The organism is Micromonospora purpureochromogenes (assembly GCF_900091515.1).
GTDB lineage: Bacteria > Actinomycetota > Actinomycetes > Mycobacteriales > Micromonosporaceae > Micromonospora > Micromonospora purpureochromogenes.
Genome location: NZ_LT607410.1, coordinates 45,952 through 70,433, shown reverse-complemented (window position 1 = coordinate 70,433; position 24,482 = coordinate 45,952). Strand labels below are relative to the sequence as shown.

Genomic DNA, 24,482 nt, shown 5'->3' with positions numbered 1-24,482 from the left:
CCGCAGGACGCGCCCCGGCCGGTCGGCAGGTCAGCGGCCCTGCAGCGCGTCCAGCCCGATCGCCATGGCGATCACCAGGCGGCGGTCCACCTGCGGGTTCTGCACCTCGACGACGTACTTGTCGCGCAGGCCCCACTTCTTGACCACGGTGAAGACCGGCTGGCCCTCGGCGACGAAGTCGAAGTGGTACGGCAGCCAGGAGAGGGAGTCCACGAAGCGGCGCAGCAGCGCCACCGGCATGCTCCGCTCCTGCCCGGTGATCTGCGGCAGGCCGGGCTGCTCGACGTGCCAGGTCGAGCGCAGCAGCGACTGGGCGAAGTCCTTGCGGAACAGCCCGATCGAGTTGCCGGCCGCGTCGGTGACGTCGTACGTGGCGCCGAGGTCGAGCCGCTGCCGCGCCTTGAAGCCGAGCAGGGGCTGCTGCTTGGAGTCGTCGGTGTAGATCGTGACCTGCTCCTTGAAGGCGAGCCGCTTCTGCTGCGCGAACGCCAGCAGCTCCCCCTCGGTGCCGTCCGGGGCCACGGCGCGGACCTCGTACTGGTTGACCATCATCCGGATCCGCTGCCGGACGTGGAACTGATGCTGCGTCTGCAAGTTGTCGAGCTGCATGTATATCTCCTCCGAAGTGTGCGCCGGAGTCTCGCACAACCTGCGGCTCAGCGTCCGCCCTCGACCGTCGCCTTCAGCGCCCGGGCGTTGAGCACCTGGTGGATCCCGCGCAGCCGCTCGTTGATCTGCTCCAGGCGTTCCGCCTGCGCCAGGCTGGCCAGCGCGGTGCCCAGGGCGATCTGCTGGTCGGGGGTGAGCTTCTCCTGGTCGATCGTGTAGAGCAGGTCGACGGTCTCGGCGATGGTGTCGGCCACGGTTCCTCCTCCGGTGCGGAAACGACGGGTCGGCTGGTGTGCTGAGCGTCGCCGTGGGACAGCCAAGCCATCCATGGAAGCGCTCCCATGCATCAATGCCCACCCGTCGTGCGGGTCATGCACGCATCCCGGAAAGCGGAAGGGCTCAGCCCGGGGGAGCGATGTCGACGTCCGCGCCCGCCCGACCGTCCTGGCGCGGCAGGAGCGGTGCGGCCGAGGCGTCGACCGGCGAACCGGCCGCGGCGGCCGGCAGGTCCGCCGTCGCAGGCCCGTCCGCCGCGACCGGAACGCTGCCTTCGGGCAGGGCGGGCGCCGGCTCGGCGTCGCGGGGCAGGTTGGCGAGCACCACGTCGAGGACCCGGACGGCGTCCGGCTTGGAGAGCGGGTTGTTGCCGTTGCCGCACTTCGGCGACTGCACGCAGGACGGGCAGCCCGCCTCGCAGCCGCACTCGGCGATCGCGTCCCGGGTGGCGCGCAGCCAGGCCGCCGCCGTCCCGTACGCCCGCTCGGCGAAGCCCGCCCCACCCGGGTGGCCGTCGTAGACGAAGACGGTCGGGGCCTCGGTGTCCGGGTGCACGGCGGTGGAGAGCCCGCCGATGTCCCACCGGTCGCAGGTGGCCATCAGCGGCAGCAGCCCGATCGCGGCGTGCTCGGCGGCGTGCAGCGCCCCGGGGACGTCGGCCGCCTCCACCCCGGCGAGAGCCAGCGACTGCGGGGAGAGGGTGAACCAGACCGCGACGGTGCGCAGTTCCCGGGCCGGCAGGTCCAGCGGTCGGGTGTCGATCACCTCCCCGGAGGCGATCCGCCGCCGCTGGTACGACACCACCTGGCTGGTCACGTCCACCTCGCCGAGGAAGAGCCCGACCGGCCCGGCGTCCACGTAGGAGCGGACCGACACCACGGACAGTGAGGTGACGTCGCGGGCGTGGGTGGACCAGTCCGGCTCCTCGGCGTGCACCAGCGCGCAGCCGTCGGCCAGGTCCAGCGAGTCGACCACGTACGAGACGCCCTGGTGCAGGTAGACCGCGCCCGGGTGGATGAGGAAGTGCGAGGAGCCGCCGTCGACGGTGCCGAGCAGCCGCCCGGTCGAGGCTTCCACCACGCAGACCGGCGCGCCGCCCTCGCCGCGCAGGTCCACCTCGGGCCGCTCCCGGTGCCGCCAGTACCAGCCGGTCGGCCGCTGCCGCAGCGCCCCCGCCGCGACCAGTTCCTCGACGGCCTCCTTCGCCCCGTCGCCGAAGAGGTCCAGGTCGGCCGGGGTGAGCGGGGCCTCCGCCGCCGCGCAGGCGAGCTGCGGGGCGAGCACGTACGGGTTGGCCGGGTCGAGCACGGTGGCCTCGACCGGCCGCCCGAACAGCGCCTCCGGATGGTGCACCAGATAGGTGTCGAGCGGGTCGTCCCGGGCCACCAGCACGGCGAGGGCCTCGTCGCCGGAGCGGCCGGCCCGCCCGGCCTGCTGCCAGAGCGACGCCCGGGTGCCCGGCCAACCGCAGATCAGCACCGCGTCCAGCCCGACCAGGTCGACGCCGAGTTCCAGCGCGTTGGTGGAGGCGAGCCCGAGCAGGTCGCCGTGGAGCAGGGCGCGTTCCAGCTCGCGCCGCTCCTCGCGCAGGTAGCCGGCCCGGTAGGCGGCCACCCGGTCGCCGAGCCCGGGCACCGCCTCGTCGAGCGCCCGCCGCGCGTTCGCGGCCACCACCTCGGCGCCCTTGCGGGAGCGGACGAAGGCCAGCGTGCGTACCCCCTCGGCGACGGTGTCGGCGAGCAGGTCCGCGGTCTCCCGCAGCGCCGACCGGCGCACCGGCGCGAGGTCCGCGACCTCCCCCGCGGAATCGGGGAGCAGCGGCGGCTCCCAGAGCGCGAAGGTCACCCCGCCGCGCGGCGAGGTGTCCTCGGTGACGGCCGCCACCGGCAGGCCGGTGAGCCGCCCGGCCGCCGCCGCCGGGTCGCCCGACGTCGCCGAGGCCAGCACGAAGACGGGGGTACGGCCGTACTTCGCGCACTGCCGGCGCAGGCGGCGCAGCACGTGCGCGACGTGCGAGCCGAACACGCCCCGGTAGGTGTGGCACTCGTCGATCACCACGTACGCCAACCGGCGCAGGAAGCCGGACCAGTGCGCGTGGCCGGGGAGGATGCCGTGGTGCAGCATGTCCGGGTTGGTCAGCACGAACCGGGAGTGCCGGCGGATCCACTCCCGCTCGGCGCGCGGGGTGTCCCCGTCGTAGGTGGCCGGGCGTACCCCGTCGAGTTCCAGGCCGGCGACGGCGCGGAGCTGGTCGGCGGCGAGTGCCTTGGTGGGCGCCAGGTAGAGAACGGTGGCCCTGGGGTCGGCGAGCAGGGTGGCCAGCGCGGGCAGCTGGTAGGCCAGCGACTTGCCGGACGCCGTGCCAGTGGCCACCACCACGTGCCGCCCCGCGTACGCCAGCTCGGCGGCCTCGGCCTGGTGCCGCCAGGGCGCGACCACGCCGCGCCGGGCGAACGCCGCCCGCAGGTCCTCGGGAGCCCACTGCGGCCAGGGGGCCGGCTCGCCGGGTCGGGCCGGGACCCGCTCGACGTGGGTTACCGGATCGTCGCCGTGTCGGGCGCGCAGCCGGCGCAGCAGGTCGCCCGGCGCCGCCGTCGGCGGTCGCCTGGGGTCGGGACCTGCGGATACGGTGGCTGCGGGATTCACGTCCTGCACTCTCGCACTGGTGTTCGGAGGTGAACAACTCCGGGCGTGGGTAAGGAGAAGCCTCCGCCGGTGACCAGAGGCCGTCGCGGCGGGGATGGTTAGATGCCCAGGAGAGTTTACGGCTCTCGGAGGAGGGACTGATGGAGCTGTCGCTGGCGACCCGCACCGTGGGGGAGCACACGGTGCTCGAGGTCGGCGGTGAGGTGGACGTGTACACCGCCCCCCGCCTGCGCGAACGGCTTCTCGAGCTGATCGACGGTGGCTCCCGGCGGGTGGTCGTCGACCTCGGCCGGGTGGACTTCCTCGACTCGACCGGCCTCGGCGTGCTGGTCGGCGCCCTCAAGCGGCTCCGCTCGGCCGGTGGCTCCTTCGCCCTGGTCTGCGACAAGGAGCCGCTGCTCAAGATCTTCCGGATCACCGCGTTGGATCAGGTGTTCCCGCTGCACCCCACGGTCGAGGCGGCGATCGCGGCGGACCCCACCGGCGCCGGCGCGTGATGGCGACGGTCCGACTCTCCTTCTCGCCGGCTCCGGTGCACGTGCGCACCGCCCGCCTGGTCGGCGTCGCGGTGGCCCGTCGGGCCGGGGTGCGCGAGAACCTGCTCGACGAGGTGCGGCTGGCCATCGGCGAGGCCTGCACCCGGGCGGTCGCGCTGCACCGGCAGTACGGGCTGCCCGACCCGGTGCTGGTGGAGATGTCCGACGCCGGGGCGTACTCGGTGCGGGTGGTGGACCGCGCGCCGATCGAGGCCGGCATCGGGCTGGCCGCGTTGAACGCCGACGACCTGGCCAACGAGTCGCTGACCGACGAGGCGCTGACCACCGGTGTCGGCTTCGCCCTGCTCGCCGGTTTCGTGGAGGACCTCCAGGTCCGTCCGGTCGACGAGGGCGTCGGCACCGAGGTCCGGATGGTGTGGCCGGTCGGCCGCTGACCTTCACATTCCGCTGTCGAGGCCGTGACCCTTCGGGGTCGCGGCCTCGACGTGCTGATGGGCTCCTATATCAGATTTTTCCTCATAACACAGTTACAAAGATCATCCGGACACGGTGTCCCCCGGATGTGACCTCCAACACTGCGCGGGGCTACAGTACCGGGGTTGTCAGCAAGTGATCCTTCCCGCAGCCAGCGGGTATGTGCGTTCATCGCTGGTCTGCATGGGGTGGGTCGGAGCGCTTGCGCAACTGCATCCAGGCGTCGGGTCAGTGCGTCCGCTGGCCGGCGCGACAGTGTTCGGTACAGGAGGACATAGATGTCCGGGACCTTGGCCGCCGATGGCGGCGCGCTGTCCCTTTCCGGAGGAAACCTGACGTACGTCGTCATCGCCGCGGTGATCGCGCTGGTGGCACTCGTCTTCGCCGCCGCCTTGACCAAGGCCGTGCTGGCAGCCGGTAAGGGCACCACCAACATGCAGGAGATCTCCGGAGCGGTACAGGAGGGCGCCTCCGCCTACCTGCTCCGGCAGTTCAGGACGCTGGCGATCTTCGTCGTCGTCGCCGTCGTGCTCCTCTTCCTGCTCCCGGTGCACGACACCGACGGCAGCGAGCTGGCGGTGAAGCTCGGCCGGTCGGCGTTCTTCGTGGTCGGTGCCCTGTTCAGCGCGTCCATCGGTGGCGCCGGCATGTGGCTGGCCACCCGCGCCAACCTGCGGGTCGCCGCAGCGGCCCGCGAGGCGCAGGGCGGGCGCGAGGCCGCCATGAAGATCGCCTTCCGCACCGGCGGCGTGGTCGGCTTCCTCACCGTCGGGCTCGGCCTCTTCGGCGCCGCGATGGTCGTCCTGCTCTTCAAGGGCGACGCGCCGACGGTGCTGGAGGGCTTCGGCTTCGGCGCCGCCCTGCTGGCCATGTTCATGCGGGTCGGCGGCGGCATCTTCACCAAGGCCGCCGACGTCGGCGCCGACCTGGTCGGCAAGGTCGAGCAGGGCATTCCCGAGGACGACCCGCGCAACGCGGCCACCATCGCGGACAACGTGGGCGACAACGTCGGCGACTGCGCCGGCATGGCCGCCGACCTGTTCGAGTCGTACGCGGTGACCCTGGTCGCGGCGCTGATCCTGGGTCGCGCCGCGTTCGGCGAGGACGGCCTGGTCTTCCCGCTGATCATCTCCACCATCGGTGTCCTCGTCGCGATCGTCGGCGTCTTCATCACCCGGCTGCGCGTCTCGGACCGCAACGGCCTGACCGCGATCAACCGGGCCTTCTATCTCTCCGCGGTGATCTCGGCGGTGCTGGTGGCGATCGCCGCCTTCGCCTACCTGCCGGCGACCTTCGCCGAGCTGGAGGGCGGGCTGACCGACGTCAACGAGAACCCCCGGATCGTCGCCATCGGCGCGGTCGTCATCGGCATCGTGCTGGCCGCCGCCATCCAGGCGCTGACCGGCTACTTCACCGAGACCAACCGGCGCCCGGTGCAGGACATCGGCAAAAGCTCGCAGACCGGCGCGGCGACCGTCATCCTCGCCGGCATCAGCGTCGGCCTGGAGTCGGCGGTCTACTCGGCCCTGCTGATCGCCGCCGGCGTCTTCGGCGCGTTCCTGCTCGGCGGCAGCTCCATCACGCTCTCGCTCTTCGCGGTCGCGCTGGCCGGCACCGGCCTGCTCACCACCGTCGGCGTGATCGTCGCGATGGACACCTTCGGCCCGATCTCCGACAACGCCCAGGGCATCGCGGAGATGTCCGGCGACATCGACGAGGACGGCGCCCGGATCCTCACCGAGCTGGACGCGGTCGGCAACACCACCAAGGCGATCACCAAGGGCATCGCGATCGCCACGGCGGTGCTCGCCGCCACCGCGCTGTTCGGCTCGTACACCGACACCCTGCGCACCGCGTACGCCGACGCCGGGGTCGGGGACGTGGGCACCGAGATCCTCAACGCGCTGAACGTGTCCAACCCGCGTAACCTGGTCGGTCTGATCATCGGCGCGGCGGTGGTCTTCCTCTTCTCCGGGCTGGCCATCAACGCGGTGTCCCGCTCGGCGGGGGCCGTGGTGATGGAGGTGCGCCGGCAGTTCCGCGAACTGCCCGGAATCATGGACCGCACCCAGCGCCCCGAGTACGGCAAGGTCGTCGACATCTGCACCCGGGACGCGCAGCGCGAGCTGATGACCCCCGGCCTGCTGGCCATCCTCGCGCCGATCGCGGTCGGCTTCGGCCTCGGGCCCGGCGCGCTGGCGGCGTACCTGGCCGGGGCGATCGGTGCCGGCACGCTGATGGCGGTCTTCCTGGCCAACTCCGGTGGCGCCTGGGACAACGCCAAGAAGCTGGTCGAGGACGGCGCGTACGGCGGCAAGGGCTCCGACTCGCACGCCGCGACGGTCATCGGCGACACCGTCGGCGACCCGTTCAAGGACACCGCCGGCCCGGCGATCAACCCGCTGATCAAGGTGATGAACCTGGTCTCGCTGCTGATCGCGCCGGCCGTGGTGGCGTGGAGCGTGGGCGACGACCGCAACAACCCGCTGCGGCTGGCGATCGCGCTGGTCGCGACCCTGATCGTGGTGGCCGCGGTGGTGTTCAGCAAGCGCAAGGGCGTGGCGATGGACTCCTCCGACGGCGGCTCCGGCGCGGGCAGCCCGGAGCGGGCGGAGACGGTCAACGCCTGAGGCGACGGTGGGTTCCCGGTCGGCCGACCGCCGGCCGGGAACCCGTCCGCCGCGCCCGGTGGGCGGCAAACCTGAGCGGTGGCGCATCGGCGCGGAGGCCGTACGCTGCAACGCATGCGTAGGTGCCGGGCGACAGCCGCCGGAAAGCTCACGGTGGTCCTGGCCACGCTCGTGCTCGCCGTCGCCGCCTGCGGCGGTGGGCCCACCCCGCGGGCCTGGGCCGCCTCGGTCTGCGAGGCGCTCACCCCCTGGCGGGCCGAGATCAGCAAGCTCACCAGCAGCACCGACCAGCAGATGACCGCGCAGACCACCCCGGCGCAGGCCAAGGAGAACCTGGTCCGGCTCTTCGCCGGCGCGGCGGACGCCAGCGAGACCGCCCGGCGCAGGGTCGCCGACGCGGGTGTCCCGGAGACCGAGCACGGCGAGGAGATCTCCAAGGGGTTCCAGACCACCCTGGCGAAGGTCCGGGACGCGTACGGCCGGGCCCGCGACACCATCGAGGGGCTGGGCACCGGCGAGGCCAGCACCTTCTACGACGGCGTCAAGGCCACGGTCGAGACGCTCACCAAGGAGTACGACGCGAGCGCGCTGGACACCAGCCGGCTCAACGATCAAGAGCTCAAACAGGCCTTTCACGAGGTTCCGGAGTGTCGCTGACCCCTCCCGACTCACCCCCCGAACCGGTGCGCCAGCTCTCGCTGTTCGGCACCGAGGCGGCGGACCCGTCCGTCGCCGACCTGGCCGGCCTGCTCGCCGGCCCCGGTGAGGTGGGCCGGATGGGGCATACCGCCCGACTCTCGATCGTGGTCGACGCCGCCTGGCGGGTGCACGTGCTCGTCGCCGAGCTCGGGTTGCGGGGGCTGGCCGCGAGCTGGGAGGCGACCGAGGACCAGCGGTACGCCGTGCGCACCTCGTACGCGCGGACCCTCGCGCCGCTGGCGACGGCCTGGCTGGCCGACGCGGGCGGCAAGCGCCCGCCCGCGCATTTCCATCTCAACGGTCGGCGGCTGCGGCTCTGGCTGGCCGCCGCCGGCCGGTCCGACCCCGCGGGGTTCCTGCTCGGGCTCGGCCCAGGGGATGAGGAGTGGTGGCCGACGGTGCGGGCGGCGCTCGCCGCCGTGGGCCTGCCGACGGCGGTGTCGGAGCCCGAGGACGGCGGGCCGGCCTTCCGGATCGCCGGCCGTCGGCGGCTGACCCGGCTGGCCGAGCTGGTCGGCGAGCGGCCGTCGGCCGCCCCGCCGGAGGCCTGGCCGATCCCGACCTGACCACCGGCTCGGGAGAGGGGGCGGGCGGGCCTGCAAGGTCGACTCCAGGCCGGCGCGAGGTGGCGGCATGAGGGCCACCGGGACACCGCCGTCTCGCCGTAACGGAGTCGATCAGGCCGGGTCAGGCGGGCGCGGCGGCGAGGTGTCCGATCGGGGACAGCCGGGCGGCGGTTCGGCCGGTAAAACGGCTCGGTGACCCTCGGCCGAGGGTCCGCCATCGTCACAGTGGCCCGCCTCCGGCCCTACCCACGGTGTACGGTGGCGCCGTCCGGCCCGTGAAGCCCGCGCGGCGCCGTGGCGCCCGCCGCGCGGAGGCTGTTTGCCGCCCGCGAAACCCGAAACCCCGGCGGCGCGTTACGTTGGACATCCGGACCGCCGGTGGTCCGGTGGGGTGCAACAGGGCCCGGATCGGGCATAGAGCAGGAGTGAGGTCGGGGAGAGACGTGCCGAGCAACGCTGGAACCACCCGTCTGGTCATCGTCGAGTCACCGGCGAAGGCCAAGACGATCTCGGGCTACCTCGGCCCGGGATACGTCGTGGAGGCCAGCTTCGGCCACGTCCGGGACCTCCCGCGCAACGCCGCCGACGTGCCCGCCAAGTACAAGGGCGAGGCGTGGGCCCGGCTCGGGGTGGACGTCGACAACGGCTTCCACGCCCTCTATGTCGTCTCCGCCGACCGCAAGCAGCAGATCAGCAAGCTGGTGAAGCTGGCCAAGGAGGTCGACGAGATCTTCCTGGCGACGGACGAGGACCGCGAGGGCGAGGCGATCGCCTGGCACCTGGTGGAGACGCTCAAGCCCAAGGTGCCGGTCAAGCGGATGGTCTTCCACGAGATCACCAAGCCGGCGATCCAGGCGGCCGTGGCCAACCCCCGCGAGATCGACCGCGACCTGGTCGACGCCCAGGAGGCGCGCCGCATCCTCGACCGGCTGTACGGCTACGAGGTCTCGCCGGTGCTGTGGAAGAAGGTCATGCCGAAGCTCTCGGCGGGCCGGGTGCAGTCCGTGGCGACCCGGATCGTGGTCGAGCGGGAGCGCCAGCGGATGGCCTTCCGCACCGCCGAGTACTGGGACATCCTGGCCACCCTGGCCGTGGCGAACGCCGGCCAGGGCCCGCGCACCTTCAACGCCACCCTGGTCGCGCTGAACGGCGACCGGATCGCCACCGGCAAGGACTTCGAGCCCACCACGGGCCGGGTCCGGGCCGGCGCCGGCGTGGTGCACCTGGACGAGGGCGGCGCCCGGGGCCTGGCGGCCCGTCTCGACGGGCGGCCGTTCACGGTCACCCGGGTCGAGGAGAAGCCGTACCGCCGCCGCCCGTACGCGCCGTTCATCACCTCCACCCTTCAGCAGGAGGCGGCCCGCAAGCTGCGCCTCTCGTCGCAGCAGACGATGCGCACCGCGCAGCGCCTCTACGAGAACGGCTACATCACCTACATGCGTACCGACTCGGTGAACCTGTCGGAGACCGCCATCGCGGCGGCCCGCCGGCAGATCGTCGAGCTGTACGGCGAGCGCAGCGTGCCGCCGGAGCCGCGCCGCTACACCGGCAAGGTGAAGAACGCGCAGGAGGCGCACGAGGCGATCCGCCCGGCGGGGGACAACTTCCGCACTCCGGGCGAGGTGGCCAAGGAGCTGTCGGCCGAGGAGTTCAAGCTCTACGAGCTGATCTGGCGGCGCACCATCGCCTCGCAGATGACCGACGCGGTCGGCTCCAGCGTCTCGGTGCGCATCCGCGCCGTCTCCTCCGCCCAGGAGGAGGCCGACTTCGGCGCGACCGGCAAGACCATCACCGACCCGGGCTTCCTGCGGGCGTACGTCGAGTCGAGCGACGACGAGAACGCCGAGGCCGAGGACGCCGAGCGCCGACTGCCCACCCTGGTCAAGGACCAGCCGCTGACCGCCGACGAGCTGGCCGCGCAGGGCCACCACACCCAGCCGCCGTCGCGCTACACCGAGGCGTCGCTGGTCAAGGCGCTGGAAGAGCTGGGCATCGGCCGTCCGTCGACGTACGCGTCGATCATGCAGACCATCCAGGACCGCGGGTACGTCTCCAAGCGCGGCCAGGCGATGATCCCGTCCTTCCTGGCGTTCGCGGTGATCGGGCTGCTGGAGCGGCACTACCCGCGCCTGATCGACTACGACTTCACCGCCAGCATGGAGAACGAGCTGGACGAGATCGCCGGCGGTGAACACGCGGCGGTCGACTTCCTCACCTCCTTCTACTTCGGCAGCACCAACGGCACCGGCGACCAGGCCATCGCCCACGCCGGCGGGCTGAAGAAGCTGGTCACCGAGAACATCACCGACATCGACGCGCGCAGCGTCAACTCGATCCCGCTCTTCACCGACGACGAGGGCCGCGAGGTCGTCGTCCGGGTCGGTCGGTTCGGGCCGTACCTGCAGCGGGCGGTGCCGGGCGAGCAGCCGGCGCCGAAGGCGGAGGGCGAGGAGGGCGGCGCTCCGGGCGACCGGGCACCGATCCCCGAGGGGCTGGCGCCCGACGAGCTGACCCCGGAGAAGGTGCACGAGCTGTTCCTCGGCGGCGGGGGCGAGCGCAAGCTCGGCGACGACCCGGCCACCGGCGAGCCGATCCTGCTCAAGTCCGGCCGGTTCGGCCCGTACGTGGCCAGCGGCGAGCGGAAGTCCTCGCTGCTGAGCTCGCAGACGCCGGACTCGCTCACCCTCGATGAGGCGTTGAAGCTGCTCAGCCTGCCCCGGCTGATCGGCGTGGCCCCCGACGGGGTCGAGGTCTTCGCCAACAACGGCCGCTACGGCCCGTACGTGAAGCGCGGTGACGAGTTCCGTTCGCTGGACTCGGAAGACAAGATGTTCACCGTCACGCTGGACGAGGCGCTGGCCCTGCTGGCCGCCCCGAAGACCCGCCAGCGTCGCGCCGCCGCGCCGCCGCTGCGCGAGATGGGCGTCGACCCGCTGACCGAGAAGCCGCTGGTCATCAAGGACGGCCGGTTCGGGCCGTACGTGACCGACGGCGAGTTCAACGCATCGCTGCGCCGGGGCCAGACCCCGGAGGAGCTGACCATGGAGCAGGCCTCCGAGATGCTGGCCGAGAAGCGGGCGAAGGGTCCGGCGCCGAAGAAGAAGGCGGCCGCCAAGAAGGCCCCGGCCAAGAAGGCGACGGCGGCGAAGAAGACCGCCGCGGCCAAGTCGACGGCGGCCAAGAAGACCACCACCGCCAAGGCGACGGCGGCCAAGAAGGCCCCGGCGAAGAAGGCCGCTCCGAAGAAGGCGGCCAGCTCCGCCGAGTGACGGGCCCGGGCGCCTCGCGCCCGGGGAGCACTCAGCCGAGGATCCGGTCCAGGTGCGGGTTGGTGAAGAGCCGGTCCGGGTCCAGGCGGTCGCGGACCGCCAGGAAGTCGGCGAAGCGGGGGTACGCCGTGGCGAGCGACGCCGCGTCCCGGTAGTGCAGCTTGCCCCAGTGCGGCCGGCCGCCGAGGTCGGTCGCCACCTGCTCGAAGGCCCGGAAGTACGGCTCGTACGGCATGCCGACGTACTGGTGGATCGCCACGTACGCGGACTCCCGGCCGTAGCCGTGCGACAGCCAGATGTCGTCGGCGGCGGTGAACCGCACCTCGACCGGGAAGAGCACCTTGAACGGCAGCCCGTCGACGATCCGCCGGAGCGCGTCGAGCGCGGTCGGCAGGGCGGCGCGCGGCAGGGCGTACTCCATCTCCACGAAGCGGACCCGGCGCGGGGTGCAGAAGACCGTGTCGGAGCGGCCGGTGTAGCTGCGTTCGGTGAGCGCCCGGGCGGAGACCGCGCTGATGGTCGGGGCCAGCGCCGGCACGGCGCGGCCCAGCCGGCAGGCGCCGGCGAAGACGGTGTTGGCGAGGAAGTCGTCGTCCAGCCAGCCGCGCCACCGGGGCAGCGGCCGGTCGTCGGCGGGCACCCGGTCGTTGGTCTTGACCTGCACCCGGGCGGTGTACGGGAACCAGTAGAACTCGACGTGGTCGTGCGCGTCGATCAGTGTCGGCAGCTCGGCGAGCACCGAGTCCAGCGGCGCCGGGCGCTCGTGGGCGCGCAGCACGAAGGCGTCGACGCAGCGCAGGCTCACCTCGACCAGCACGCCGAGCGCGCCCAGCCCGACCCGGGCGGCGGCGAAGACGTCCGGCTGCTCGTCGGCGGAGCAGCGCAGCACCTCGCCGGTGCCGGTGACCAGGGTCAGCGCCGTGACGAAGGTGGACAGGCAGCCGTATCCTGCTCCGGTGCCGTGGGTGCCGGTGGAGATCGCGCCGGCGACGGTCTGGGCGTCGATGTCGCCGAGGTTGGGCAGCGCGAGCCCGTGCCGGGCGAGCAGCGCGTTGAGCGCGTGCAGGGTCATCCCGGCGGGCACGGTGACCAGGCGTCGGTCCCGGTCGACCCGGACCTCGGTCGCCAGGTTGGTCAACTCGATCCGCCGGCCGTCGGCCACGGCGATCGGGGTGAACGAGTGGCCGCTGCCGACCACCCGGATGCGTTCACCCGCCGCGGCGGCGTCCCGGACGGCCTCGGTGACGGCGTCCAGCGTGGCGGGGCGCAGGATGGCGGTGGCGATGCTGTGCTGGTTGCCGGCCCAGTTGGACCATGCGGTGGCGGTACCGGCCATCGGCGCGCTCCTCGACGTGAATATGAACTGACTTCATATCAGGAACGTTGTTCCTGGTAAATACCGCAATCGAGGTCCGCTCGTTGTACCGGTAGTCACGGACTCGTGACAACCAGATATGTTTCTCCGTCGAAGGGGGGTGGCGCCGAGTGTCCACACCAGCCGCCACGACCGGGCCGCTGCGCCGCGTTCCGGTGCAGGGTCGAAGTGTCGCGCGGGTCCAGCGGATGTTGGACGCCTGTGCCGAACTCGTCGACGAAGTGGGGTACGAGGGACTGACCACCACGCTGCTCGCCGAACGTGCCGAGGTGGCGATCGGGTCGGTCTACCAGTTCTTTCCGGACAAGCGGGCGATCGTGCAGGCGCTGACCCTGCGCACGATGGAGTCCTACCTGCAGCGGCTCGACGAGCGGTTCGCCTCGGACGACCTGACCCACTGGTGGGACGGTGTCGACGCGGGGATCGACGAGTACATCACGATGCACCGGACGGTCCCGGGGTTCCGTACCCTGCACTTCGGCGACGTGGTCGACCTGCACCTGCTCGATGAGCAGCGGGACAACAACGGCGTGATCGCCGACCAGTTGGCCCGGGTGCTGACCGAGCGGTTCGGCATGACCGACGAACCGCGGCTGCGGTTCTGCCTGGAGATCGCCGTCGAGGCCGCGGACGCCCTGATCAAGCTGGCGTTCCGCCGCAAGCCCGAGGGCGACGAGCGGGTCCTCGCCGAGGCCAAGGCGCTGATCCGTGAGTACCTGCACCGCCACGTGGACGCCACCGAGGCCGTCCAACCCGGCTGACGGCCCCGCCGGGCGGCCCCGGTCAGAGGAAGGCGTGCCCCTCGCCGCGGTAGGTGGGCACGGTGGCGACCACCTGGTCACCGGAGACCAGGTGCAACTCGTTGACGTGCTCGCAGAGCTCGCCCGCCTTGGCGTGCCGGAACCACACCCGGTCGCCGACCCGCAGCCCGGCCGCCGCGGCGCCGGCCAGCGGGGTCTGCACCTCACCGGCTCCCTCGGTGCCGACCAGCGTCAGCCCGGCCGGCAGCCAGGGCCGGGGCAGCCGGCTCCGCTCGGCCGGGCCGGAGGCGATCCAGCCGCCGCCGAGCACCGTCGCCAGCTGCGGCGTCGGCCGGCGGACCACGGCGCAGGCGAAGAACGCCGCCGGGGTCGGCTGCCAGGCGCGGTACGCGTCGAACAGCGTCGGCCCGTACAGGCCCGATCCCGCGGTCACCTCGGTGACCGCGGGATCGGCGCTGGTGGCGGCGACGCTGCCGGTGCCGCCGCCGTTGACGAACTCCAGGTCGGCGTGTTCGCGTACCGCCGCGACCGCCGCACCCCGACGGGCCAGCAGTTCCCGGTACGACCCGCGCTGCGCCAGCCGGATCGCGGCGCCCATGACGGCCCGCCCCGGCGGCGCGTCGCCGAGGCCGGCGATCTGCGCCTCGTACGCCATCAGCCCGACCAGCCGGAAGCCCGGTCGGGCGGCGACGGCGGCGGCGAGCGCGCCGGCGGCCCGGGCGCTGTGCACCGGTGAGCGGCGCACCCCGACGTGCACCCGCCCGCCCAGCGGTCGCCAGGAGGCGTCCAACTCGAGGCAGACCCGCAGCTCCGGCCGCCGGCCGGGGGCGCGGACCGCGTCGACGAGGTCGAGCTGGTCGGTGCCGTCGATCATCAGGGTGATCGCCGCGGCGAGCGCCGGGTCGGTGGCCAGCTCGGCGAGCGCCGCCCGCTCCGCTGTCGGATACGCGACCAGCGCGTCGTCGGTCACGCCGGAGCGGACCAGCCAGGTCGCCTCGGACAGGGTGAACGCCATCACGCCGGCCCAGCCCGGCCGGCCCAGCGCCCGGGTGGTCAGCTCCCGGGAGCGGATCGACTTGCTGGCGGCGCGGACCGGCTTGCCGCCCGCCCGGTCGACCAGCGCGGCGGCGTTGGCGTCGAAGGCCGTGAGGTCGACCACGGCGTACGGCGGGTCGAGGTGGGCGGTCGCCGAGTCGAGGCGCTCGCGCAGGGTGTCGCTGTCGATGGCCACGGGTGCACGCTAACTGTCCAGGATAGTAATGCGAAATACCCTCATGTAGTGCCGGGCTGCGGTCGCTGGTCCCGGCGGCCTAGGCTCGGCGAGCAGGAGAATGTCGCCGGTGGGGAGGCCCCCCACCGGGACTAGAGTGTTCCACCGGGACTGCCCAGCGTTGGGCCGGCACGTGGAGGTACGGCCATCGAAAGCCAGAAGAACGGCGAGTCGCCCGGCGTGTCGACGCCCGGGGTGCAGTCCGGAGCAGCCCAGGCCGACCGGTCCGGCGCGGCCGCGATCCGGTCGGTGCTGCGCATCCGGCCGTTCCGTCGGCTCTGGATCGTGCTCGGCGCGGCCTCCTTCGGCGACTGGCTCGGCCTGCTCGCCACCTCCGTCTTCGCCGCCGCCCAGGTCTCCGGCAGCACCGCCAAGGGCGCCGCCTTCGGCACCCTGATCGCGGTCCGGCTGCTGCCGGCGCTGATCCTCGGGCCGGTGGCCGGCGTGCTCGCCGACCGCTTCGACCGGCGCTGGACGATGGTCATCTGCGACCTGCTGCGCTTCGTGCTCTTCGCCTCGATCCCGCTGCTCGCCCTCACCGGGGCCAGCGGTGGCGTGGTGGTCAGCTGGGCGGCGGTCGCCACCTTCCTGATCGAGACCATCACCCTGCTCTGGATCCCGGCCAAGGAGGCCGCGGTCCCCAACCTGATCCCGCGCGCCCGGCTGGAGACCGCCAACCAGCTCACGCTGATCACCACGTACGGGCTGACCCCGGTGGCCGCCGCGATCGGCCTGGCGGTGCTCGACCGCAGCGTCCGCGCGGCGACCGGCGGCGAGATGCCGGGCTGGGCCGAGCCCGCCCAGCTCGCCCTCTGGTTCAACTCCTTCTCCCGGCTGGCCACCGCGCTGGTGGTGGCCTTCGGCATCAAGGAGATCAGCCAGGCGCAGGCCAGCGAGCGGGAGCGCACCGAGCAGAGCATGATGCGCCAGTTCACCGAGGGCTGGAAGTTCATCAAGCAGACCCCGCTGGTACGCGGCCTGGTACTGGGCATCTTCGGCGCGTTCGCCGGCGGCGGCATCGTGATCGGCACGGCCAAGTTCTTCGCCGCCTCGCTCGGCGCCGGCGACGCCGCCTTCTACATGCTCTTCGGGGCGATCTTCATCGGCCTGGCCCTCGGCATCGGGCTCGGCCCGATGATCGTCCGGGACATGTCCCGCCGCCGCTGGTTCGGCATGAGCATCGTGCTGGCCAGCGCGTCCGTGCTGGTGCTCGCCTTCGCCATCCACCTGTCGATGGCCATGCTCGGTGCGATCCTGGTCGGCGCCGGGGCCGGGATGGCCTTCCTCGCCGGCACCACGCTGCTCGGCGGCGAGGTCGCCGACGAGGTGCGCGGCCGGGTCTTCGCGGTGGTGCAGATCGGCACCCGGCTGGTGCTGATCCTGGCCATCGCGCTGAGCAGCCTCCTGGTCGGCGTCGGTGGCTCCCGCAAGCTCACCATCGCCGACCTCGGGGTCTCCGTCTCCTCCACCCGGCTGCTGCTGCTCGCGGCCGGCGCCGCCGGTATCTTCGCCGGGATCAGCGCGTTCGGGCAGATGGACGACAAGAAGGGCGTGCCGGTCCTCGCCGACCTCTGGGGCTCGATCCGGGGTCGCCCGCTGATGCCCGCCGAGCCCTTCGTCTCCACCGGCCTCTTCGTGGTCTTCGAGGGCGGCGAGGGCGCCGGCAAGTCGACCCAGCTCGACACGCTCGCCGAGCGGCTGCGTGGGCAGGGCCGGGACGTGGTGGTCACCCGCGAGCCGGGCGCCACCGGGGTGGGCCAGCGGATCCGGTCGCTGGTGCTCGACAACGCCGGGGCCGAGGCACCCTCGCCGCGCGCCGAGGCGCTGCTCTACGCCGCCGACCGGGCGCACCACGTCGCCACCGTGGTCCGTCCGGCGCTGGTCCGGGGCGCGGTGGTGATCAGCGACCGGTACGTCGACTCCTCCCTGGCCTACCAGGGCGCCGGCCGTACGCTGCCGGTCGAGGAGGTCTCCTGGCTCTCCTCGTGGGCCACCGGCGGGCTCAAGCCCGACCTGGTGGTGCTGCTCGACGTCGACCCGCGCACCGGCCTGTCCCGGGTGGCCGCCCGCAACCAGGGCACCGACCGGCTGGAGGCCGAGTCGCTTGCCTTCCACGAGCGGGTCCGGTACGCCTTCCTCGACCTCGCCGCCAACGACCCGAAGCGCTACCTGGTGCTGGACGCCTCCCGGCCGGCCGACGAGATCGCCGCCCTGGTCGCCCGCCGGGTCGACGAGTTCCTGGTGGACCCGGCCGCCATCGTGCACCCGCGCCCCGCGCACGGGCCGGACACCTCGGTGCAGCCCGAGTTATCCGACGCGGAGCTGGTGACGATGGAGCACCGGACCTGATGCCCGACGTCTTCGCCGACCTGGTCGGCCAGGACGAGGCGGTCGGCACGCTGCGCCACGCGGCCGCGGCGGCCGCCGCCGTGCTGCGCGCCGCCCACCCGGTCGCCGTCGGATCGGGACAGGCCGAGGTCGAGGGAGAGCCGGGGGTCGACCCGGGTGCGGGGATGACCCACGCCTGGATCTTCACCGGCCCGCCCGGCTCCGGCCGGTCGGTGGCCGCGCGCGCCTTCGCCGCCGCGCTGCAGTGCGCGTACGGCACGGGCTGCGGCGAGTGCCCCGGCTGCCACACCACGATGACCGGCACCCACGCCGACGTGCGCCTGGTGGTGCCCGAGGGGCTCTCCATCGGGGTCGGCGAGATGCGTGCGCTGGTGCTCCGGGCGGCCAGCACCCCGTCCGGCGGGCGCTGGCAGATCGTGATCATCGAGGACGCCGACCGGCTCACCGAGGCCGCCGGCAACGCCCTGCTCAAGGCGATCGAGGAGCCGCCACCGCGGACCGTCTTCCTGCTCTGTGCCCCGTCCACCCACCCGGACGACGTGTCGGTGACCATCCGGTCGCGCTGCCGGGTCGTACCGCTGCGGCAGCCGCCGGCCGCCGCGGTGGCCGAGGTGCTGGTGCGCCGGGACGGCATCGCGCCCGACGTGGCGCAGTGGGCGGCGGCGGCCGCGCAGGGGCACGTCGGACGGGCCCGGCGGCTGGCCCGCGACCCCGAGGCGCGGCAACGCCGGGACGCGGTGCTGGCGGTGCCCCGCCGGCTGACCGGCGTCGGCGCCGCGCTCGACGCGGCGTCGGCCCTGATCGAGGCGGCCGAGGCGGAGGCCGAGGCGTCCGTGGCCGAGGCCGACGCGGCCGAACGGGCGGCGTTGCAGACCGCGCTCGGCGCGGGCGGCACCGGGCGGGGCGCGGCCGGCGCGATGCGCGGCGCCGCCGGGCAGCTCAAGGACCTGGAGAAGCGGCAGAAGTCACGGGCCACCCGCGCCCAGCGGGACGCGCTGGACCGGGCCCTGGTCGACCTGGCCGGCTTCTACCGGGACGCGCTCACCATGGCGCTGCGCGCCCCGGTCGCCCCGGTGCACACCGACACCGCGGCGATGGCCGAGGCCGGCGCGCAGAAGTGGGACGCCGAGGGCGCCCTGCGGCGGTTGGAGGCCGTGCTGGAGTGCCGGGCGGCGATCGAGGCGAACGTCAAGCCCCGGATCGCGGTCGAGGCGATGATGCTCACCCTCTGGAAGGGATAGTTTCCGCTGTCCACAGGCATCGACAGGTGTCACGGGCGTGCGGTACGGTCCGGTGTGCCCTGGTGACGGTGAGGGCACGCAGGGTGATGGTCGGCCGGGGGGAGAACCGATGCCGCGCGAGATCGACGAGGCGTGGATCGAGGAGGCGGTGCGGCGCTACCGCCGGATCGAGTCCCTCCAGGCCGAGTTCGACCAGGCGGTCAACACCGTCGAGGTCACCGTCCGGTCGCCGGACGGGCTGGTCGAGGTGGTGGTGACCGCCGGTGGCCGGATCACCGACGTCCGCTTCCTCGGCCCGCTGCACTCCCGCCACCCGCGCGACGTCGCCGGCTCGGTGCAGGCCGCCGTCACCGCCGCGGCGGACGCCGCGCAGTGGGCCCGGGAGAAGCTGCACAACGAGACCTTCGCGGCGTACCGGCCGCTGGCGGGGGCCTGAGATGGACGCGCTGCGCGCCCTCGCCGCCCGCCTGGAGGAGGCGAGCGACACGCTGGCGGTGCTCGCCCGCACGGTGACCGCCACCGACCCGGCCCACCCGGCGTTCGGCGCGGACGCCCCGGGCCGCCCCGGCGAGGTCGGCCGGGCGCTGCACCGGCAGTGGACCGCCGCCACCGGCGACCGGGCCCGGGAGGCGGGGGCGGCCGCCGCCCGGCTCGCCGCCGCGGCCGCGGCCGTCCGCAGCGCCGCCGACCGCTACGCCGGCGCCGACGACACCGCCGGCCGGCGGCTGACCGGGGAGCGCTGATGGACGCCCTGGACCGGCTCGCCGAGCCCGGCCTGGAGCTGCTGCGCCGGGTCGACCACCTGCTCGCCGCCGGCGCTGGAGAGGGCCACCGGCTCTGGCCGCTGCTGCGCCGGATGCAGGTGCTGCCCGGCGACGCGCTGCGCGCCTTCCTCGACCTGCACCCGGCGCCGCTGACGACCGCCGGGCACGCCGTGCGCCGGCTCGTCCGGGGGTACGACGACGCGTGCGCCGCCCTCACCGATCCGGGCCTGTGGTCCGGCCCGGCCGCCGCCGCGTACGGCGAGGCCCGCGCGGCGCTGCTGCGCCACCTCGACGAGGGGCCGGAGAGCCTGGTCGGGCGGATCGAGTCGACCGCCGGGTACGCCGACGCGCTCGCCCACTGGGTGGAGGGCAGCCGGCTGGCGGTGGCCCGGGTCCTCGCCGAGGTGCTCAGCTCCACCGAGGCGGTACGCGTCCTCGCCGCGACCGCGCCGGGCGGCGACTCCGCCACCGGCACCGGCGCGGCGGCGGAGATCGCCACCAGGGTGCTCGCGGTGCTCGGGGTGGCGTACGACGGGGCGGAGACGCTGCTGCGCCAGTGGTCGCCGAGCCTGGCCGAGTCGACCTGGCGGGCGTCGGCCGGCGGCCCGGCCCGCTACGACAGCACCACCCGGGTGGGTCGCTGACCGGGTGGTCCACGGCGCCGCGCGCGGCGCCCGGCCTGGACCGGGGGCCCGGCGGCGGCGCCGTGGCCATTCCCTGCACCCCCCGCAGGTCTGCCTCCACTCAACGCCTCCACCCGGACGTTTGTCCCGCCCCGGAGCCCGATTCAGCCGTCCGGGCGAGGCCCAAGGGAACGAGTCGACGATCGTGGATGACTGCACGGGGTAACCGCCTGGCGACGGGTGGCCGGGCCGCCGCCGGTCGTCCGTCGTAGGGTGGACCGCATGGGCATGCTCTGCGCGGTCAGCTTCAACCGGTACGGGCGCCTCTACTATCTCGACCCGGGTGAGCTGCGGCCGCAGGTCGGGGACCGGGTGCTGGTCCCGACCGACGACGGGCCCGAGGTGGCCGAGTGCGTCTGGGCGGCGCAGTGGGTGTCGGAGGAGACCGACGGCTTCCCGAAGCTGGCCGGGCTGGCTCAGGAGGAGGACCTGCGCCGCGACGAGCTGCTGCGCCGGCGCAAGGCCGAGGCGAAGGTGGCCGCCAAGCGGCTGATCCGGGAGCACGAGTTGCCGATGAAGGTCGTCGCCGTGGACCACGTCCTGGGCGAGGGCGACGTCGGCGGCGAGCGGACCACCGTCTACTTCACCGCCCCGCACCGGGTGGACTTCCGCTCCCTGGTCCGCGACCTGGGCGCGACCCTGCGCTGCCGGGTCGAGCTGCGCCAGCTCTCCGCCCGGGACTCGGCGCGGGTGCAGGGCGGCATCGGCTCCTGCGGTCGCGACCTGTGCTGCGCCACCTTCCTCAACGACTTCGAGCCGGTGACCATCCGGATGGCGAAGGACCAGGACCTGCCGCTCAACCCGCTGCGGATCTCCGGCGCCTGCGGCCGGCTGATGTGCTGCCTGAAGTACGAGCACCCGCTCTACCAACGCTTCCAGGAGTCCGCCCCGCCGGTCGGCACCAGGGTTTCCACGCCGGAGGGCGACGGCAAGGTGGTCGGCCACAGCGTCCCCCGGGACGCGGTCACGGTACGGCTGGACGCCGACGGCTCCCGCTGCTCCTGCTCCCGCGCCTCGGTCTGCGCCCCCCGCCAGGCCCACGACCAGCACTACTCCGCCTGACCCCCCGGCCCTCCCGCCCGGCCTGCGCCCGGCGGGCCTGCGCCCGTCGATCAAGAAGTCTGCGTCTGCTGGAGCCCGGATCTGGACGCAAACTTCTTGATCGACGCCGTCAGTCGAGGGTGACCGGGGGTTCGGCCAGGCGGGGGGTGAGGGTGGACTTCGGGGTGAGCCAGGAGGCGGTGGGGGACTGGTCGGGGTTCAACTGCCAGTCCCGGGACACCCGGTCGACCGCGATCGGGTAGATGGTCAGCGAGCCGTCGGGGTCGATCCGCATCCGCAGGAACGACTTGGAGTCCTCGATGCCCTGGCCGGCGAAGAGTTCGTTGACGTTCACCCCGAACGCCCCCGCCACCAGCAGATACGCCGCCACCACCTGGCTGGACACCAGACCGATCACCGGGCCGTAGACGACGGCCGCGGCGGCCGCCGGCAGCGGCCACGGCCAGTCGTAGAAGGGCAGCTCCAGCCAGGCCCAGGTGCCGGCGGCGGCGAGTCCCACCTGCGCCAGCCCGTGGCTCACCCCGAGGATCCAGTGCCGGACGTGCCGCTTCCCGCCCGCGGTCGGTGGCTTGGCGAAGAGGGCCGCCCCGAGCAGCGTCACCCCCAACATGATCACCAGCGGGACGCTGAACAGCCGCTGCTCGGTGCTGCCCGCCCGGTTCGCCGTCACCCCGGCCATGGCCAGCATGAGCAGCGTGTGCAGGGTCCCGAGCAAAGTGGTGAAACCAGGGTTCCGGAACGGCAGCCGGGGGAAGATACCCCAGCCGTACCGCCGGGACCGGGCCGCGTCCGGGTAGCGGGCGACCAGATCGTACGGGCGGGTGGCGCTGGCCCGGCGGGACAGGGTGTCCTTCGGCGGCACCTCGATCCGCTCCGGGAGCTTGTGCGTCGGGTACAGGTACGCCCCGCCGCCCCCGCAGGTGATCAGCTGCCGCTCCGGGCCGGCGTACCGGGCGTAGTGGTGCAGGTCGCCGGAGATGAGCACCCGCACGTGCGCGCCGGTGGGGGCGAGGATCGTCCGGATGAAGTAGTCGATCGAGTCGTACGCGGTGGGGTGGTCGACGGACTTGACCCAGGTCGGCGCCGGCACCGCCAGGATGATCTTGCTCTGCGGGCCCAGCCGCCGGGCCACCTCGTCGAAGTAGGCGAGCTGCGGGTCGTCCAGGTACGACCCGGACTGGTCGTCGAGGCCGAGCAGCCACCAGTCGGCCGGCAGCTCCACGGCGAAGTACGAGCGGGACTGCCCGGTGCCCCAGCCGCCGAAGTGCCGGTCCCGGGAGCGGACGAACAGGCGCAGGAAGGCGGTCAGGCCGTCGTACCAGTCGTGGTTGCCGGGCACGGCGAAGAGGGTCGGCCGCTCGGGCGGCGCCACCGGCAGCGCGGCCTGGTACGGCCCCTTGCACCGGTCCTCGTACGCCTCGTACGCGGCCGAAGGGTAGACCTGGTCGCCCCCCATCATCAGGGTCTGCGCCCGCGGCAGCCGGTGCCCGTCCACCTCCAGCTCCCGCTGCGCGAGCAGGTACGCCACTGAGTAGGTGGCGTTGAAGCCGTCGCCCAGGTCGGCCACGTAGTCCAGCCACAGCCCGCCGTCCGGCCCGACCTGCCGCCCGATCTTCGAATCCAGCGCGTTCTGCAGCTCGCGCTTGTCCAGGTACGCCCCGAACAGCATCGCCAGCAGCGTCCGGATGCCGGTGCTGATCAGCAGGAACGGCGCCAGCCAGGGCACCGGCTTACGCGGGGTGAAGCCCAGCTCCACGGGGTCGAGGCTGAGCGGCCGGCGGGCCGCCCGCTCGCCGGGGGCGTGCTCGGCGGGAACGTCGGAGCCGGACGTGGGGTGATCGTCGCTCACCCGCGGGAGCGTAGCGCCGACGGGCCGCTACCGCTGTCCGACGAACGACCGATCGCGTCCGATGTCCGGGTTCCCGGGTGGGGGAACCCCCTCGGCCGGTGGGCGGGCCGTGCCGTACACTTGACGATCGTTGCCGCCTTAGCTCAGTCGGCTAGAGCGACGCACTCGTAATGCGTAGGTCGACGGTTCGATTCCGTCAGGCGGCTCGGTACAGAAGCCCAGGTCAACGACCTGGGCTTCGCCGTTTCCCGAGGTCGATCACGCCGCCGCTGGGGGTCGAGTCCTTGAATAGTCCCGTGCGGCGACCGCCTCGTCCAGCCGGTTGGCGACCGCGTCCAGGTCGTCACCGAACAGCCCCGCGTACACGTCCAGCGTCATCGACGCCGAGGCGTGCCTGAGCATCCGCTGCACCGCCTTGACGTTGGCCCCCGCCGCCACGGCCAGGCTCGCCGCCGTGTGCCGCAGGTCGTGCGGAGTCAGCCCCGCCAGCCCGACCGATGCCGCAGCCGGCGCGAAGACCCGCGACCGGAAGTTGGTATTGCGCAGTGGCCCGCCGTTCGGGGCGGTGAACACCAGCGCGTCCCGACGCTTCCCGGCGACGTGGACGGCCAGCTCGTCGACGAGGAACCGCGGAATAGGCACCGACCGGCGCTGGTGATTCTTTGGCGTCCCCTCGACGAGCTCCCCGCCAACCTCCGCGAACGCCACCGCCACCGTCATCCGACGCCGCAGCAGATCCAGCCGCGACACCCGCAGATGCCCGGACCCGCCGACCTCTACGCCTGGGCGCGTGCCTGCGGTGCGGACGACGCCGCCCAGGACTTGCTGCGGATGCTTGGTGAGGTCCAGGCCGTGCACCGCGACTGGCGTCGCCGGATGCGCCAGGGTCAAGCCGCGGTCCAGGACAGCTACAACCAGCTCGTCGCCGAGTCGCGCCTCATTCGGCACTTCAAGACCGTCTACGTGCCCGGTCTACTCCAGACCGCCGACTACGCCCGGCGCATCCTCACCGAGATGGTCGAGCTGCACAACCTCGACATAGCCGACGTGGACGCCGCCGTAGCCACCCGGATGCAGCGTCAACACCTGCTGTACGACACCAGCAAGCGGTTCGAGTTCCTGCTAGCCGAGCCCGTGCTGCGGTGGCTGTTGTGCCCGCCCGAGGTCATGCGCGGCCAGCTCGACCGCCTGCAAACCGTCGTCGGCGTACCGAACATCCGGTTCGGCATCCTGCCCCTCGGTGTCCAGCTCGCCACTACCCCGCAGAACTCCTTCCAGATGTACGACGACATCGCCATCGTGGAAACCTTCGTCGGCGAGACCACCCACCGCGACGACGAAGCCGCCGCATACGCCAAGGCCATCGAACGACTCTGGAGCGGAGCCGTCACCGATGAAGAGGCCCGCAGACTCATCGTCCGCGCGGCCCAGGACCTCCCGAACTAGTACGGCGTTCGCACCA

20 protein-coding genes, 1 tRNA gene and 1 pseudogene are annotated in these 24,482 nt (G+C 73.1%); 15 read left to right on the top strand and 7 right to left on the bottom strand.

The window, feature by feature from the left end; all coding sequences use genetic code 11:
* Positions 1–30: 30 nt before the first annotated feature.
* The 3 genes from GA0074696_RS00335 to GA0074696_RS00325 form a co-directional block, all read right to left on the bottom strand.
* Positions 31–609 (bottom strand): LURP-one-related/scramblase family protein, encoded by a 579-nt coding sequence (locus GA0074696_RS00335; protein WP_088959231.1) that lies wholly within the window; start codon positions 607–609, stop codon positions 31–33.
* A 47-nt stretch (positions 610–656) separates the two neighbouring features.
* Entirely contained in the window at positions 657–863 is a 207-nt protein-coding gene (locus tag GA0074696_RS00330; protein ID WP_088959230.1) for a hypothetical protein, read from the bottom strand.
* Positions 864–1,008: 145 nt separating this feature from the next.
* Positions 1,009–3,531: a DEAD/DEAH box helicase gene (locus tag GA0074696_RS00325; protein ID WP_231925210.1), complete on the bottom strand. Its 2,523-nt coding sequence runs from the start codon at positions 3,529–3,531 to the stop codon at positions 1,009–1,011.
* 140 nt (positions 3,532–3,671) lie between these two features.
* Between GA0074696_RS00325 and GA0074696_RS00320 the strand changes: the two genes are divergently transcribed.
* The 6 genes from GA0074696_RS00320 to topA all read left to right on the top strand — a co-directional run bounded on the left by GA0074696_RS00320 (position 3,672) and on the right by topA (position 11,666).
* Complete coding sequence (locus GA0074696_RS00320) at positions 3,672–4,028, top strand: STAS domain-containing protein (RefSeq protein ID WP_088959229.1); 357 nt, start codon at positions 3,672–3,674, stop codon at positions 4,026–4,028.
* Positions 4,025–4,462 carry an ATP-binding protein gene (locus GA0074696_RS00315; protein ID WP_088959228.1) on the top strand — a complete coding sequence of 146 codons (438 nt, stop codon included), beginning with the start codon at positions 4,025–4,027 and terminating at the stop codon, positions 4,460–4,462. The genes GA0074696_RS00320 and GA0074696_RS00315 overlap by 4 nt, the downstream gene beginning before the upstream one ends.
* Positions 4,463–4,780: 318 nt before the next feature.
* The gene (locus GA0074696_RS00310) at positions 4,781–7,132 is read left to right on the top strand and encodes a sodium-translocating pyrophosphatase (protein ID WP_088959227.1); all 2,352 of its coding nucleotides are present in this window, start codon (positions 4,781–4,783) and stop codon (positions 7,130–7,132) included.
* A gap of 114 nt (positions 7,133–7,246) precedes the next feature.
* Positions 7,247–7,789, top strand: coding sequence for a hypothetical protein (locus tag GA0074696_RS00305; RefSeq protein WP_088959226.1), 543 nt, complete (start codon positions 7,247–7,249; stop codon positions 7,787–7,789).
* Positions 7,780–8,397, top strand: a complete 618-nt coding sequence (locus GA0074696_RS00300) for a hypothetical protein (RefSeq protein ID WP_088959225.1) — start codon at positions 7,780–7,782, stop codon at positions 8,395–8,397. The genes GA0074696_RS00305 and GA0074696_RS00300 overlap by 10 nt, the downstream gene beginning before the upstream one ends.
* Positions 8,398–8,840: 443 nt before the next feature.
* Positions 8,841–11,666 carry a type I DNA topoisomerase gene (topA, locus tag GA0074696_RS00295; protein ID WP_088959224.1) on the top strand — a complete coding sequence of 942 codons (2,826 nt, stop codon included), beginning with the start codon at positions 8,841–8,843 and terminating at the stop codon, positions 11,664–11,666.
* 31 nt (positions 11,667–11,697) lie between these two features.
* On the opposite strand, the gene GA0074696_RS00290 is transcribed toward topA, so the two are convergent.
* Entirely contained in the window at positions 11,698–13,002 is a 1,305-nt protein-coding gene (locus tag GA0074696_RS00290; RefSeq protein ID WP_088959223.1) for a D-arabinono-1,4-lactone oxidase, read from the bottom strand.
* A 227-nt stretch (positions 13,003–13,229) separates the two neighbouring features.
* Here GA0074696_RS00290 and GA0074696_RS00285 point away from each other — a divergent pair, with 227 nt between their 5' ends.
* Complete coding sequence (locus GA0074696_RS00285; RefSeq protein ID WP_088959222.1) at positions 13,230–13,802, top strand: TetR family transcriptional regulator; 573 nt, start codon at positions 13,230–13,232, stop codon at positions 13,800–13,802.
* Positions 13,803–13,824: 22 nt separating this feature from the next.
* On the opposite strand, the gene GA0074696_RS00280 is transcribed toward GA0074696_RS00285, so the two are convergent.
* On the bottom strand, positions 13,825–15,033 hold the full coding sequence (locus GA0074696_RS00280; protein ID WP_088959221.1) for an amino acid deaminase/aldolase: 1,209 nt from the start codon (positions 15,031–15,033) through the stop codon (positions 13,825–13,827).
* 288 nt (positions 15,034–15,321) lie between these two features.
* On the opposite strand from GA0074696_RS00280, the gene tmk reads away from it, so the two are divergent.
* The 6 genes from tmk (at position 15,322) to GA0074696_RS00250 (ending at position 21,171) form a co-directional block, all read left to right on the top strand.
* Positions 15,322–17,421: a dTMP kinase gene (gene tmk / locus GA0074696_RS00275; RefSeq protein WP_088959220.1), complete on the top strand. Its 2,100-nt coding sequence runs from the start codon at positions 15,322–15,324 to the stop codon at positions 17,419–17,421.
* On the top strand, positions 17,421–18,662 hold the full coding sequence (locus GA0074696_RS00270) for a DNA polymerase III subunit delta' (protein ID WP_088959219.1): 1,242 nt from the start codon (positions 17,421–17,423) through the stop codon (positions 18,660–18,662). Before tmk ends, GA0074696_RS00270 begins: the two co-directional genes overlap by 1 nt.
* A 109-nt stretch (positions 18,663–18,771) precedes the next feature.
* On the top strand, positions 18,772–19,098 hold the full coding sequence (locus GA0074696_RS00265; protein WP_088959218.1) for a YbaB/EbfC family nucleoid-associated protein: 327 nt from the start codon (positions 18,772–18,774) through the stop codon (positions 19,096–19,098).
* Position 19,099: 1 nt separating this feature from the next.
* On the top strand, positions 19,100–19,405 hold the full coding sequence (locus GA0074696_RS00260) for a hypothetical protein (RefSeq protein WP_088959217.1): 306 nt from the start codon (positions 19,100–19,102) through the stop codon (positions 19,403–19,405).
* Positions 19,405–20,070 carry a hypothetical protein gene (locus GA0074696_RS00255; protein ID WP_088959216.1) on the top strand — a complete coding sequence of 222 codons (666 nt, stop codon included), beginning with the start codon at positions 19,405–19,407 and terminating at the stop codon, positions 20,068–20,070. Before GA0074696_RS00260 ends, GA0074696_RS00255 begins: the two co-directional genes overlap by 1 nt.
* A gap of 261 nt (positions 20,071–20,331) precedes the next feature.
* Positions 20,332–21,171, top strand: a complete 840-nt coding sequence (locus tag GA0074696_RS00250; RefSeq protein ID WP_088959215.1) for a PSP1 domain-containing protein — start codon at positions 20,332–20,334, stop codon at positions 21,169–21,171.
* A 109-nt stretch (positions 21,172–21,280) separates the two neighbouring features.
* Here the strand turns inward: GA0074696_RS00250 and GA0074696_RS00245 are convergent.
* Positions 21,281–23,073: pseudogene (locus GA0074696_RS00245) on the bottom strand (metallophosphoesterase family protein).
* 79 nt (positions 23,074–23,152) lie between these two features.
* Here GA0074696_RS00245 and GA0074696_RS00240 point away from each other — a divergent pair.
* Positions 23,153–23,226, top strand: a tRNA-Thr gene (locus tag GA0074696_RS00240).
* 52 nt (positions 23,227–23,278) lie between these two features.
* Here the strand turns inward: GA0074696_RS00240 and GA0074696_RS00235 are convergent.
* Entirely contained in the window at positions 23,279–23,740 is a 462-nt protein-coding gene (locus GA0074696_RS00235) for a tyrosine-type recombinase/integrase (protein ID WP_088964272.1), read from the bottom strand.
* Between GA0074696_RS00235 and GA0074696_RS00230 the strand changes: the two genes are divergently transcribed.
* Positions 23,675–24,466 (top strand): DUF5753 domain-containing protein, encoded by a 792-nt coding sequence (locus GA0074696_RS00230; protein ID WP_172894098.1) that lies wholly within the window; start codon positions 23,675–23,677, stop codon positions 24,464–24,466. The two genes, GA0074696_RS00235 and GA0074696_RS00230, sit on opposite strands and share 66 nt — an antisense overlap.
* Positions 24,467–24,482: the final 16 nt, after the last annotated feature.